Origin of the sequence: Campylobacter gracilis, from assembly GCF_001190745.1 — a bacterium.
Taxonomy (GTDB): Bacteria; Campylobacterota; Campylobacteria; order Campylobacterales; family Campylobacteraceae; genus Campylobacter_B; species Campylobacter_B gracilis.
The window spans coordinates 1,233,743-1,247,162 of sequence record NZ_CP012196.1 but is presented as its reverse complement, the minus strand read 5'-3'; the positions used below and the strand labels follow the sequence as shown (position 1 = coordinate 1,247,162).

Below are 13,420 nucleotides of genomic sequence, written 5' to 3'. Positions count from 1 at the left end.
AAACGCGCCGCTTTTAAATTTGCACCGGGATAGTTTTTGAAATTTCGCGCCAAGGCAGTTTTGCCCGTCCTGCTTAAAATTTTAAAATTTAATCGCGCCGCACGTTTTGTAAAATTTCAGCGCCCAAAACGCCGCGACACGGAATTTCGCGTTCATAAAATTCTAAGGCGAAATTCCGCAGCAAAATGAAATTTTACCGCGCGAATTCCTTTCGCGCCCGTAAATTTAAGCCCATCCTGTTATCAAAATTTTAAAACTCACGGCAAAATTCCACGCTCGCGATCGTAAAAATTCGCCATCTGTTTTAAGGCAAATTTGCCGCTAAATTTGCGCCGTAAGCGCATAAATTTCGCGTCGCAAACGCGCAAAAGTCCGCACCTAAGCGTACGTCTCCAAAATATCGTAGTTGGTGTTGCGCTTGGCGGGTATTTCGCCTACGTCGCGGATCAGCGCTATCATCTCGTCCTTGCTCATCCGAAAGCTCGCGCCCGCGGCCTTTACGACGTTTTCCTCCATCATCGTGCTTCCCAGATCGTTCGCGCCGAATTTCAGCGCCAGCTGCCCGATGTAGCTGCCCTGCGTGACCCAGCTGCTTTGGATGTTTTTGAAATTATCCAAAAATAGTCGCGAGACAGCGAGCAGGCGCAGGTAGCGGTTGGGGCTTTGCTTTTTGATCTCTGGATGCTCGCGCAAAAGGCGGGTATTTTGCCCTTGAAAACTCCATAAAATGAACGCTCGAAAGCCGCCCGTGCGGTCTTGCAGCTCGCGGATTTTATCCCAGTGCTCCACGATCTCGCGCGTGCTTTCCAGCGTGCCGAACATCATCGTAGCAGTCGTTTTCATGCCGATGCCGTGCGCCTCCTCGTGCACTCTAAGCCACGTGGCACTATCGCTTTTGCGCGGCGCTACTAGCTCTCGCACGCGGTCGCTTAAAATTTCGGCTCCGGCTCCGGGCATCGAGTAGAGCCCCTTGGCTTGCAGCCTGCGAAGCACTTCGAGCGTGCTAATGCCGCTAAGGCGCGCGATATAATCGATCTCGATCGCCGAGAAGCCGTGGATCGTGATGCTCGGGTAATTTTTGCGGATGAACTCCACCAGATCCTCGTACCATTCGATTTTCAGCTTCGGATGGACGCCGCCTTGAAATAAAATTTGCGTGCCGCCCACGGCTATGAGCTCCTCGATCTTTTCGCTAATCTGTTCAAAGCTCAGCACGTAGGCGTCCGCGTCGCTTGCGTGGCGGTAAAATGCGCAAAATTTGCAATCCACCATGCAAGCATTGGTGTAGTTTATGTTTCGATCGATGATGAAAGTTGTGACGCGACCCGGGTGCAGCTCGCGCTTGCGCGCAAACGCCGCTCGCCCAAGCTCGTTCAGATCGGCGTGTTCTATTAAATTTAGAGCTTCGTCTATACTTAGTCTTTTCAAATTTATCCTTCCGATTTGCCTTTGCGATACGGCTTTAGTGCGCTGGTGATTTTTTGATTTAGCGTCGGTAGATAGTCCTTGATGGCTATCTCTATCAGCTCAAAATTTAGCCGTTCGTATTCGTGCGAAGCGATATTTCTGATGGCGTTGATAGCTCTTATTTCATCTTTGCTAAAGATCGCCAAAGCCTGCAAATCGTTGCTTTCTTGCAGCCCTTTTAGCAGGGCGTGGATATTGATGAATTGCATCATTATCGCGGGTTGCAAAACGTCCTCATCAGCAAGAGCCTGCGCTACGCCGTCCTCGCATTTATTTAGGATGGATGAAATTTTATCAGATATCTTTTTTAACCGCTCTACGCTTGATTTTTCAAACATAAATCGCTCCTTGCAAAAGCTTTGCTTTTTCTTCGCGACTTAAAGAGGTAGTATCGCACAGATCGACATTTACATTAAATTTACTGGACAGCTTTTTTTTAAAATCGTCTAAAAAAACCAGCGCCGAAAGGGGGTTTCCTAGTTTTTTTACCATTTTTGCCCCGTCGGTTTCGATCGCGATGTCGATGTCTGAAAACTCGTCGGCGCTACCCTTGGCGTAGCTACCGAAAAACCCTAGCTCGGTAACGCCAACCGCAAAAAGCCTCTTTTTCTGCGACGATAAAAATTTTAAAATTTCATCTTTGCTGTTGATCGTTTTTTTCGGTGCGGTTTTAGCGCTCACTCTACGCCTCTTTCAGATCTTCAGGCGCTTCTTCTTTAGCGCCAGAGCTTTGCGCGCTTTTGCTTGCGGCGACGTTAGAATTTTTATCGTCGGTACCCGTGCTGTCCGCGTCGCCTAAATTTGCGTCGCCGTCATTTAAATTTACGCCACCTGCGCCGCTAGAATTTCGACTGCTATCTTTTTTAACCACGATCTGGCCGTTTTTTACGCCTAAAATTTCGACGCGGTCACCCTCGTTAAGATCTGAAATTTCATCGCTTTTCCAAAACGTACTTTTGAAATAGACCATGCCGTTTTTGACGGTGCCGGTGCCGCTTTCGTCCAAAAAATTATCCTCATGCTTCTCTTTGGGTTTGAAAAAGCGCGATTTTAGCGGTCTTTTAAGTGCGATTAGAAGTACGAACGAAAGTACGAACGAAAGCAGAATTTGCACGTCCCAATCAAGATGAAAGCCGAAACTCAAAAGCCCCGTGATGAAAAATCCGGCGCTGAAAAATATAAAGGTAAAATCCATCACCAAAAGCTCGACGATCGCTAAAATCACGCCGATTATGATAAAAATCAGCGCGTTCATTTAGCATCCTTCGCGCCGTTTTTGCCGAGGAATTCTTTAAGCACGCTAAGAGAGCCGATCAGCTCGCTCGTTTCGTAAGGGATCAAAATTTTATCTTTGCTCGGGTTTTTGGACAGCTCGCTGAAGGCGTTTACGCGACCTTGCGCGAGCAGGTATTCCGCCGCAAAGCTAGAAGCGCTCATCGCTAAATTTATACTATCCATCGCGTCTTTTTGACCTTGTGCTAGCGCGATCTGCTCGTATTTTTTCGCATCCGCCATACGCTCGATCGCCTCGGCTTCGAGCACCTTCTCCTGCTTTAGCGCCTCGGCGTTTCGGATGAGGGCTGCTTTTTCCGCCTCGGCTTTAAGCTCGATCGCGCGCTTTTCGCGCTCTGCCTTCATCTGCATATTCATCGCCTCTTCGATGCCGTGCGGTACCGAAATTTCGGAGATCTCTACGCGCATGATCTTTACGCCCCAGTTATCCGCAGCGTCGCCCAGAGCAATTTGTAGTTTGGAATTTAGCTGATCGCGCGAGCTAAGCGTGTTATCTAGGCTCATCTCGCCGATCGCGCTACGTAGCGTCGTCATCGCTAAATTTGAAATCGCGCGACGATAATCCTCGACGTTGTAAAGCGCCATCTTACCGTCGATGACTTTCAAAAACACGATACCGTCGACGCTTATGTTGACGTTATCTTTGGTGATGACTTGCTGCTTGCTGATGTCCACGAGCTGCTCGCGCACGCTCATCTTCGCGCGCACCGCGTCAAAAAACGGCACGATGATGTGAAAGCCGCCGTCGAGTACCTTGTGAAAGCGACCCAGCCGCTCGATGATTAAAATTTCCGATTGCGAGACGATCTTGACCCCCATCTTTAGAATTGCCGCGATGAGGACGCAAAATACTATTACCGTAGTTACGAACCCTTCCATTTTCACTCCTGAATTAAAATTTCGCAATTATAGCATTTTTAGCTTATTTTGGCTTTTAAGGCGCGTCGTGATACAATTTCGCTAGATTTTTTATATTAAATTTACAGGATAAAATTTTATGATCAGATACATTGTGCTGCTTCGCCATTCGCGCAACTACCGCCTACTCTTTTCGGCGGGTTTTATATGTATGTTTGGCTTGTGGTTTTCGGTGGTGGGGGTCGCTACGCTACTCATAGAGCTTGGCGCGCCGGTGTGGGCGATCACGGCGGTGGGCGTCGTTTCGTTCGTGCCAAACGTTTTTTTAGCGCCCATCAACGGCATCATCGTGGATAAATTTCAACCAAAGCCACTGATGACGGCGATGTTTATAACCGAGATGATCAGTATTTTCATGCTGATTTTTATCGATAGTTTGAATTATCTGTGGCTGTTGCTTCTGATCGTAGTCGTGCGCAGCGTCGCAGGCACGCTGTTTTTTCAAACCGAATCATCTACGCTGCCGAAATTTCTAAGCCGTCCTTATCTCAAGCTTGCCAACGAGATGACGGGCATTATCTGGACGATCACATATACTTTCGGAATGGCGAGCGCGGGTATTTTTATCCACTATTTCGGCGTGAGAGCGGCTTTTATTTTGGATTTTTGCTTATATGTTTTTTCGTTTTTTATCCTGCTGCGGCTAAATTTTAAAGACCTTGCAAGAAACGCGCCAGGACCCGTGTTTAAGATGCTAAAGGAGGGCTTTTCTTACCTGCGCTCGCATCCTTTGGTGGTGCATCTCATCGTCCTTCACGCCTTCGTCGCCGTCACTACCTACGACAATCTCATCGCGCTTCTTGCGAAATATAAATACAAAGAAATTTTAAGCGCCTCGCTAGTAATCGGGCTTATGAATATGTCGCGCTCGGCGGCTGCGTTTTTCGGGCAGATATGGCTAAGTAAGATCGTGAATAAACATACGTTTTTTTGGCTATTGCTGGGGCAGTTTGCGGGCATCGCGCTGTGGGCGGTGCTGGAGTTTAACTACTGGCTTTCGTTTGCGGGCATGATCGCGGCGGGATTTTTCATCACGACGGTGTGGTCGTATTCTTTTACGCAGCTGCAAAGCCACGTCGACAGGGAGTTTTTCGGGCGCGTCATCGCTTATAACGACATGGCGTATTTCATCGTCGCGACGCTCGTGTCGGCTGCGATCGGATTTTTTTTCGAGCTTGGATTTTCGCTTTCGCAAATCACCTTCGGCATGGGCTTTATGTTTGCAATCGCGGCGTTTTATTATAAATTTTTGATCTACGAAAAAATTTAAAATTTTAAAGCTATCTTTTCGGCGCGATCTCGGGGCGAAAGATAGCAAATATAAATAAAAAGCTCATCGCCGCGAAAAACACCCAGATAAAGCCGTTTGCGCCTAAGAATTTCATCATCGCGCCGATGATCAAAGGCGAGCAGAGCGACGCGCTCGAATAGATAAAGAGCATCGCCGCTGAAATTTGTACGCGAGATGCGCCCTCGCCGGTGATAGAGTCGTTTGCGCGCGCGATGGCGAGCGAATACAAAGGAAAAGCGCCAAATCCCAGTAGCAGCGCAAGTGCGCACGTTAGGATGAAGCTTTTAGCAAAAAATAGCGCCGTGCAGGAAGTAAGACCCACGGCGCAAACTATCATTATGGCGCGTTTGCGACCAAACTTATCTGAAATAGTGCCGCAAACAAGCTGCGCCAAGAAACCTCCTGCCATCGCCGATCCCATAAATGCGCCCACAGAGCCCACTCCAAGCCCCGCGCTTAGCACAAAAACGCTCGCCATCGAAAAAAAGCCGTTAATCAAAATGCCCGCGCAAACTACCGTCGCAAACGCAAGCGGCGGCACGATCGAAATTTGCGGCATAGAAACTCGCATGCGAGCGGGAACCCTAGGAGGGTTGAAGCGGATTAAATTTACCGGCAGCAGCGCCAAGATGATGAAAAATGCGCTTAGCACGAAAACTTTCATCGTTCCGAAATTTAGCGCCAAAATTATAACTCCTATCGCAAACGCGCCGTAAAAAACCGCTTCGTAGATCGCGAGGACGCGGGAGCGGATGGAGTTTGTGATCTTTGAGTTTATCCAGCTTTCGATTATCATCAAAAGCGCGTAGTAGCAAAAGCCCAAAATAAAGCGCAAAATCGCCCAATATACGAGGTTTGAGCCAAGATCGTGCAGCATTGCAGCAATTCCGAAAAGCGCCGTAAAGACTGCGTATGCCCGCACGTATGAGAGCGCACCGATGATGTAAGGCACGAAAAAGCCGCTAAAGATCGCCCCTAAAAAGAAAAACGCCGAAATTAGTCCGATCTCAAGCTCGCTGTGGCCGGATTCTTTTAGCATGATGCCCGCGCTTGCGATGACTAGCGCGTCGCCGATAAACATAAAGAAGATCCCCAGAAATAGGGGGCTTAGCGAGCGTGCTGCGCGCATGGATTCAAACAATGACTTTCCCTTGGAATTAAATTTGGCGTTATTGTAGCCTTTTATTGATTAAAGCTCGGTTTTTATATAAAAATATTTGAAAAATTTCGATTCGGATAGAGATTTTAAAAAGATGCGAAAATTTATAAAGGAAAATCAAGCCAAAATTTTATCGCAGATGCCCAAGATCAAGTGCATGTAGTGCGCCGAAAAGCCTAGCGCGCGATAAAATTTTACCGCAGCGGTTTTAAAACGGCGCGAGCTTTTAAATTTAGAGGCGGCTCGCAACGAAGCGCTGAAATTTTAAGATAAAATTTTAATCCAAACGTTAAAGCTCTAGTAGTCGTGTCTCGTCGCATCAAAGAGTCGAGCTTTCGGGTTTTATTGAAAAAACCCTGCAGCCAAAACCGCTATCCGCGTGGCTAAATTTCAGCGCGCGATTAAATTTCAAGATAGAATTTCAATCTTCGCGGATAATCTCGGCGGCTAAATTTCAAAGATAAAATTTTAAAATTCCAAAATCCAAGACCGAGGGGCGGAATTTCAAAGATGAAATTCCAAAATAGGGCGCAAAATGGCGTAGAATTTTCATCGCTAAAGCCCGGGCGCCATTTAGCCATTTTGCATGATCCCCTTTAGGCTGCGATACTCCTCGCATTCGCCCGTCAGCTTCGCGTCGGTGCCGATAGCAAGTATTCGGCCGTTTTTCATCACGGCGATATTATCGGCGCGCTCGATCGTGGAGAGGCGGTGGGCGATTACAAAGACGATTTTGCTTTGTTTGATCTTTTCGATGACGTTTGAGATCTCCTTTTCGCTTGCGTTATCCAGCGCCGAAGTCGCCTCGTCGAATATTAAAATTTGCGGGTCCTTATACAGCGCGCGCGCGATGGCGATACGCTGGCGCTGTCCGCCGCTAAGATTTGCGCCGAACTCGCTAAGCACGGTGTAAATTCCATCCTTCATCGAGCTTACGAACTCATAGGCGTTAGCGAGCTTCAGCGCCTCTATTACTCGCTGCTCGTTAAATTCCGCGCCGTAGCTTACGTTTTGCGCGATCGTGTCGTTAAAAATATAGACGCGCTGGCTTACGAGACCAATATTTTCGCGCAGGCTAGGGATGCTAAACTCGCCGATCTCGTCGTTGCCGTTGAATAAAATTTTACCGCTGCTTGCGTCGTAAAAGCGCATCAGAAGGTTTACGACCGAGCTTTTGCCGCCGCCGCTGTTTCCGACGAGCGCTAAAATTTCGCCCTTTTTGACGCCAAAGTTTATATCTTTCAGCGCCGCCTTGTCGCCGTAGTTTAGCGACACGTCGCAAAAGCTTACCGAGCCGATCTCGCCCATCTGCTTGCCGCCGCCTACGATCGTAGGCTCCAAGTCGATCAGCTCAAACGTCCGCTCGCTCGCTGCGATGGCGTCTTGCATGTTGTTGTAGAGCGAGGAGACCTTTTTTATCGGCGTGTAGACCATAAAAAGCGCCGTAAGGAAGCTGAAAAAGCTGCCGATGCTCATTTGACCCGCGATGACCTCCTGCCCTCCGACGATGATCACCACGGCGATACCCACGGCGCCTAGCATCTCCATAATCGGGCTTACCAGGCACGTCGTTACGACCGCCTTTAAATTTAGACCGAAAAATTTCCTGTTTTCGGCGTTAAATTTCTCCACTTCAAAGCTCTCGGCGTTGCTTGCTTTAACGATTTCGATGTTGGAGTAAATTTGGCTGAGCGCCGAGGAGATATCGGAGGTTTTTTCTTGAGACTCGCGCGAAATTTTTTTCATCCGCTTTGCAAGGCGCGAGAGCGGATATATCGCGCACGGAAAGACCACGAGCGCGAAAAACGAAAGCTTTGGGCTCTGATAGATCACGACGCTCAAAAGCCCTAAAATCGTAATGATCTGCGTGAAAAAATCGGGGATCATATTCGAAACCACGACGCGGATACGCTCGATGTCGTTGATCGTGCGGCTGATGAGCTCGCCCGTGCGGAAACGGTTGAAAAAATCCACGTCCAGCCGCACGAGGCTTGCGACGAGCCTATCGCGAAAGCGGCGCACCGTGTCTTGACCGATGAAGGCGGTGAAGTAGTTTTGCATAAACGCACCGCCGCTTTTCATCGCGAAAACCACGATAATCGCGATCGGAAGCGTATAGAGATACGGCTCGTTTTTTTCGACGAAAATTTTATTTAAAACGGGCTCGACCAGCTTTGCGCTCGCAGCAGTCGCCACGCTCGTCATCACCATACCCAAAATCGCCAATGCAAACTGCGGCTTGTAATCCCTAAAATAGGGCTTAAAGCGCGATAGTAAAGTTTTAAAACCGTTCAAATACAATCCTTTTTTATAAAATTTTTAAAATTTAAAATCCCAAAATTTCTGAAATTTATGAAATCCCAAAATTATTGAAATTTTAAAATTTAAAATCTCAAAAATTCTGAAATTTTAAAATTCCTTAAATTTTAGAATTTCGGCCGCGAGACAGCACAAAATTTATGGCGCGGCGCGGGACTAATTTGCGCTTCGCAAACTCACTAAATCTATCCGCCCACATACGCTGCCGCACGAACGATGCCGAGATTTAGCTTTTTTGTTTGCCGCTTTTAAAGCGTTAAGCGCTTAAAGCGAGCGAGTTTTTATTCATCGCGATTTCTAAACACTTTCGCACGCTATAAGCGTTAAATGCTTTGAGGCGCCATAAAAACGCTACAAAGCGCCGTATCGTAATTACACCGCGTTGTATCGCGGCTTCGCATCGCCGCGCTGCATTGCTCTTTCGTACCACCGCACTACCTATAAAATCGCGGCCTGCCTTGCGCATTAGCCACTATATCAACAGCGTTACCGAATGAAATCGTGACTTTCGTCGCTGCGCGCACCCGCGTACAATATCGCCGAATAAAAATCGCGCCGAAATTTGCGCGTCGCTGCAGCATATTCCACTGCACTTAGTTGCGTTAAAATTTATGCACAAGGCGCGCCGCAGTGCTGCTTTCACTATGCTGCATCGCCAATTATCTAAAAATCGCATTGAAATTTACGCACAGACGAGCCGTGGTGCTACCGCTGTACCGCGCTATATCGCGCCGCCGTATCAGCTGCGCCGACGAATGAAAATCGCTATCCGCCTCGCGCCTCTGTCGCCGTGTCACGCCATACATCGCTCCTGCACCGTATCAATAAATAAAATCGCGCCGCGGCATAGCAATGCTTCAGATAAAAATCGCACTGAAATTTTCGCGCGGATTAGCGTTCGGATTTACGCTTCGCATCGTAAAAATCATAAAATTTAACGCAAAATTTTGCGTTAAATTTTACGTTTTACTCCGCTGCGACCTCCCAAACGGTGCCGCTAGTCGTATCCATCACTTCGATCTTCATATCCGTAAGGCGCGCTCTGATGGCATCCGCGCTTGCAAAGTCCTTTTCCGCCTTCGCCTGCGCGCGCTGTTTTATCAGTTCCTCGATCTGCGCTCTTTGCTGCTCGCTCACGCCGAAGCGAAAGTATTCGGTCTCATCCTCATATAAAATTCCGAGCGTCTGCTTCGCAAACTCCAAATTCGCAGCGATACGGGCTTTTAGCGCCTTGTCTTTTGGCGCGCGATCGAGCGCTTCGTTCGCGCTTGCTACGAAGCTATCAAGCACCGCAAGTGCGCCTGAGGTGTTGAGATCATCGCTTAAAAACTCCATCATCTCCGATCTAAATTTAACCTCCGCAGCAGGCAGTTTGGGCGCAGAATTTTGCCCCGCAACGGGAGTTAAAATGTCACGGACGCGCTTTTTAAGGCGGTAAATTTTATCTAGCCTCTTTTTGCTCGCAAGCAGATCGGTCACCGAATAATTAAAATTTGCCCTGTAATGCGAGCTTAAAAGATAAAATCTCAACGCCTCGCCAGGTGCGATTTTTAGGGCGTCTCCTACAAAAAACGAGTTGCCCAGGCTCTTGCTCATCTTTTCGTTATTTACCTGCACGAAGCCGTTGTGAAGCCAGTATTTGCTTAGCGCTCTATGGCGGGCGCAGCGGCACTGCGCGGCTTCGTTTTCGTGATGAGGGAAGAGCAGATCGGCACCGCCTGCGTGAATGTCTATGCAAAATTGCGGATCGCCGCTATCAAGGTGCGCCAAAATCATCGCGACGCACTCGCTGTGCCAGCCCGGGCGCCCTTTGCCGAATGGGCTATCAAACCAATTCTCGTCAAATTTCCACAGCACGAAGTCCTTTTCGTCGTGCTTGGCATCGTTTGAGGCGACGCGGGCGATGTTTTTGCCGGCACCCTCTTTTTTGCCGCTAAGGCTTAGATAATCCCCGTCCTTGCGCGTGTCGAAGTAGATACCGTCACCGGCGATCTCGTAGGCAAAGCCTTTTTGAAGAAGCGAGGATATGAGCTCGCAGATCGCGGCGATATTTTCGGTCGCCTTGGGCGAAATACTCGCGTCCGCGACGTTTAGCGCGCTCATATCCTGCAAATATCTGCGGGTGTAAAACTCCGTAATCTCCTCGAGGCTCTTGCCGCTCTGCTCCATCTTTTTTAAAATTTTATCGTCAATGTCGGTGAAATTTCGCGCAAATTTAACCTCATAGCCCTCCGCTTGCAGCACGCGGCGCAGCAAATCGAAGCTCACGGCGCTTTTTGCGTGCCCTAAATGCGCGTCGTCATAGACGGTCGGACCGCAGGCGTAAATGCGCACTAACCCGTCGCTAATGGGCTTAAACGGGAGCTTCTTTTTGCTTAAACTATCATAAATTACCATAATACAAGCCTTTTAAAATGTATAAAATCGCCGCTTCGCCCGCACAAAGCGCCGCGATCGCAATAATTTTTTTTGCGCGGATTATAGCCAAAAAGTTATTAAATCCAAAAAAATAGAGGTTAAAGCCGAGCAGAAACGCCCCCGTTATCGTACTTGCAAACGCAAGCCCCACCGCACCGAAGGGTTTAAAAAACAGCGCGCACAAAGCAACGTTTATAAAGACGCACCAGATCGAAATTTTCGCGCTTAGCTTCTGTTTCATATTCGCATACAGCCAGTGCGAAAAAATCCTAGACAGCCCAAATGGCACGAGCCCTACCATATACGCACCGAGAACCGCGGCGCATTCGATAGAATTTTGGCGGGTAAATTCTCCGCGCTCAAATAGCAGCTGCGTGATCTCGTTTCGCAGCATCACGCCGCCTATCGCAGAGAGCCCGAGCAGCGCTAAAAGGAAGTAAAATCCGCGCTCCACGAGCGCCAGAGCCTGCGCGTCGTCGTGAGCTTTTACGAATTTGCTCATTCGCGGAAAGATTGCCGTGCTAAGCGCGATCGCAAAAAGCGCGAGTGGCAGCTGAAATATGCGGTTGGCGTAGTAAAGATAGCTGATACTGCCGCTAGCAAGGAAGCTCGCAAAAAAGGTATCTATAAACGAGCTTAGCTGAAGCGCAGACGCACCGAGCACGCCCGCGAAAAAATTTTTATAAAAGCCCTGCGTTTGTGCTTTATCGCCTCGCGCAAGCCGCGCAAAGCCGCCTGTTAAGACGCGCAACATACCGGTGAACTTCAGCGCATAAACGTGCACCGCAAGCTGTAAAAGCCCGCCCGCTACGACGCCGAAGCTAAGATAGAGTACCGCTGTAGCGCCGTCTTTGCCGCGAGCTAGCAGAAGCGCCGCGATCATCGATAAATTTAAAAGCGCGGTCGAAAACGCCGTCGTAGCGAAGTGGTCGCGATACTGAAGTAGCGAAGCAAAGAGCGTAACGACGAAGATAAACGTAAGGTAGAAAAAATTTATCCGCACGTAGGGCACCGCAAGACCGATCTGTTCGGCGCTAAATCCGTATGCCAAAACTTTAGTAAAAACGGGCGCGGCAAGCAGCACGAGCGCCGTTAAAAGCGCGATGAAAATGCTAAATTTAATAAGCACCGCTGCGGCAAAAATTCCTTTTTTACGCGCGGCGGTGAAGCTAGGCAAAAACGCCTGCGTAAAGGCTCCCTCGCCGAATAGTCTGCGGAAAAGATTGGGCAGTTTAAACGCTACGAAAAATAGATCGCTATAAATCCCCGCGCCCAAAACCGATGCGGTAAGCAGGTCGCGCACGAAACCCAAAACTCGCGAAACCAGCGTGCCTGCGCTATTTGTAAAAAAGCCTCTGAGCATAAATCTCCATTAAATTTTATAAAATGCCAAGGTTGATTATATTATAATTTCCCCTATTTTTTGATTTTGGAGAGAAATTTTTGCGGAATTTAGCCTTTTCGCTCGAAAGCTCGGGCGGGAAAAACACCTTATCGCTACGCGGGCAGTGGAACTATAAAAGCTCGCGCTCCCAGCTACTTGCGCTAAAAAAAGCGGTAAAAAATCTAAACGAGCTGGAGCTAAGCTTAAGCGAAATTTCAAATTTAGACTATTTCATGGCGCTGATGATCAAAAACGCCCTTGCCGGCAAGCGGGTTAGCCTTGTGGAGGATAGCTGCAAAGCCGCCAAAATTCTAAGCTTTATGGATGATAAAACGATCGATTTTAGCTACGTGCCTGAATCTCGCAGGCTAAATTTTTTAGCGCAGATCGGACTTTATTGTCATCTTGGAATTTTAGGCTTGCTAAGCCTTGCAAGCTTTTTAGGCGAGTTTTTTTCCAAACTCGCGGCTTTTATAATTCATCCGATGAAATTCCGCTTCAAAGAAACCGTAAATTTCATCAAAGATAGCGGAATAGACGCGCTTTTCATCGTCTCATTGACAGCATTTTTGATCGGTATCGTGCTTGCTTACATAGGCTCGGATATGCTTTCTAAATTTGGTGCCAGCATCTATATCATCGATATAATGGGCGCTTTGACCCTCCGTGAAGTAGCGCCTCTAATCGCTGCTATCGTTATCGCGGGTCGCTCGGCTTCGAGCTTTACGGCGCAGATCGGCGTGATGAAGATCACCGAAGAGATCGATGCGATGAGGACTATGGGCTTTGATCCGTTTTATTTTCTTGCGATGCCGCGCATTATCGCGATGGTACTAATCATGCCACTAGTCATTTTTATCGCAGATTCGGTAAGTATTTTTGCTCAGATGATCGTGTGTGACGCGTATTTAGACATAGCCTTTAGCGATTATTTGGATAGATTTAAGGCTTCTGTAGAGCTTAGGCATTTTTTAGTAGGTATGATTAAAGCGCCGTTTTTCGGGGCATTCATCGCTATCATCGGCTGCATGCGGGGTTTCGAGGTCAAAGGAAATACTCAAAGCATCGGCGAATACACTACCATTAGCGTCGTAAATGCGATATTTTGGGTCATTGCGATCGACGCGGTATTTGCGGTTTTGTTTTCGGAAATCGGACTATGAGCGAGCAA

12 protein-coding genes are annotated in these 13,420 nt (G+C 48.2%); 2 read left to right on the top strand and 10 right to left on the bottom strand.

What is annotated here, in order from left to right; all coding sequences use genetic code 11:
- Positions 1-378: 378 nt before the first annotated feature.
- Genes CGRAC_RS06205 through CGRAC_RS06185 form a run of 5 tightly spaced genes read right to left on the bottom strand, consistent with a single transcriptional unit; the run spans position 379 to position 3,639 of the window.
- Positions 379-1,428, bottom strand: a complete 1,050-nt coding sequence (locus CGRAC_RS06205) for a dehypoxanthine futalosine cyclase (RefSeq protein ID WP_005870347.1) — start codon at positions 1,426-1,428, stop codon at positions 379-381.
- Between the two features lie 2 nt (positions 1,429-1,430).
- Positions 1,431-1,805 carry a HepT-like ribonuclease domain-containing protein gene (locus CGRAC_RS06200; RefSeq protein WP_005870348.1) on the bottom strand — a complete coding sequence of 125 codons (375 nt, stop codon included), beginning with the start codon at positions 1,803-1,805 and terminating at the stop codon, positions 1,431-1,433.
- The gene (locus CGRAC_RS06195) at positions 1,798-2,148 is read right to left on the bottom strand and encodes a nucleotidyltransferase family protein (RefSeq protein WP_005870350.1); all 351 of its coding nucleotides are present in this window, start codon (positions 2,146-2,148) and stop codon (positions 1,798-1,800) included. The genes CGRAC_RS06200 and CGRAC_RS06195 overlap by 8 nt, the downstream gene beginning before the upstream one ends.
- Position 2,149: 1 nt before the next feature.
- Entirely contained in the window at positions 2,150-2,722 is a 573-nt protein-coding gene (locus tag CGRAC_RS06190; protein ID WP_005870352.1) for an NfeD family protein, read from the bottom strand.
- Positions 2,719-3,639 (bottom strand): SPFH domain-containing protein, encoded by a 921-nt coding sequence (locus tag CGRAC_RS06185; RefSeq protein ID WP_005870354.1) that lies wholly within the window; start codon positions 3,637-3,639, stop codon positions 2,719-2,721. Before CGRAC_RS06185 ends, CGRAC_RS06190 begins: the two co-directional genes overlap by 4 nt.
- 118 nt (positions 3,640-3,757) lie before the next feature.
- Between CGRAC_RS06185 and CGRAC_RS06180 the strand changes: the two genes are divergently transcribed.
- Complete coding sequence (locus CGRAC_RS06180) at positions 3,758-4,948, top strand: MFS transporter (protein ID WP_005870358.1); 1,191 nt, start codon at positions 3,758-3,760, stop codon at positions 4,946-4,948.
- 10 nt (positions 4,949-4,958) lie between these two features.
- Here CGRAC_RS06180 and CGRAC_RS06175 read toward each other — a convergent pair whose 3' ends face one another.
- The 5 genes from CGRAC_RS06175 to murJ form a co-directional block, all read right to left on the bottom strand.
- Positions 4,959-6,110 carry an MFS transporter gene (locus CGRAC_RS06175; protein WP_005870360.1) on the bottom strand — a complete coding sequence of 384 codons (1,152 nt, stop codon included), beginning with the start codon at positions 6,108-6,110 and terminating at the stop codon, positions 4,959-4,961.
- A 419-nt stretch (positions 6,111-6,529) separates the two neighbouring features.
- Entirely contained in the window at positions 6,530-6,709 is a 180-nt protein-coding gene (locus CGRAC_RS06170; protein WP_005870364.1) for a hypothetical protein, read from the bottom strand.
- The gene (locus CGRAC_RS06165; RefSeq protein ID WP_005870366.1) at positions 6,702-8,423 is read right to left on the bottom strand and encodes an ABC transporter ATP-binding protein; all 1,722 of its coding nucleotides are present in this window, start codon (positions 8,421-8,423) and stop codon (positions 6,702-6,704) included. Before CGRAC_RS06165 ends, CGRAC_RS06170 begins: the two co-directional genes overlap by 8 nt.
- 990 nt (positions 8,424-9,413) lie before the next feature.
- A complete protein-coding gene (gene cysS / locus CGRAC_RS06150) occupies positions 9,414-10,844 on the bottom strand; it encodes a cysteine--tRNA ligase (protein ID WP_005870372.1) in 1,431 nt (476 codons plus the stop codon).
- Positions 10,831-12,228, bottom strand: a complete 1,398-nt coding sequence (murJ, locus tag CGRAC_RS06145) for a murein biosynthesis integral membrane protein MurJ (protein WP_005870373.1) — start codon at positions 12,226-12,228, stop codon at positions 10,831-10,833. Before murJ ends, cysS begins: the two co-directional genes overlap by 14 nt.
- Before the next feature lie 80 nt (positions 12,229-12,308).
- Between murJ and CGRAC_RS06140 the strand changes: the two genes are divergently transcribed.
- Complete coding sequence (locus CGRAC_RS06140) at positions 12,309-13,412, top strand: MlaE family ABC transporter permease (RefSeq protein ID WP_005870374.1); 1,104 nt, start codon at positions 12,309-12,311, stop codon at positions 13,410-13,412.
- Positions 13,413-13,420 lie beyond the last annotated feature (8 nt).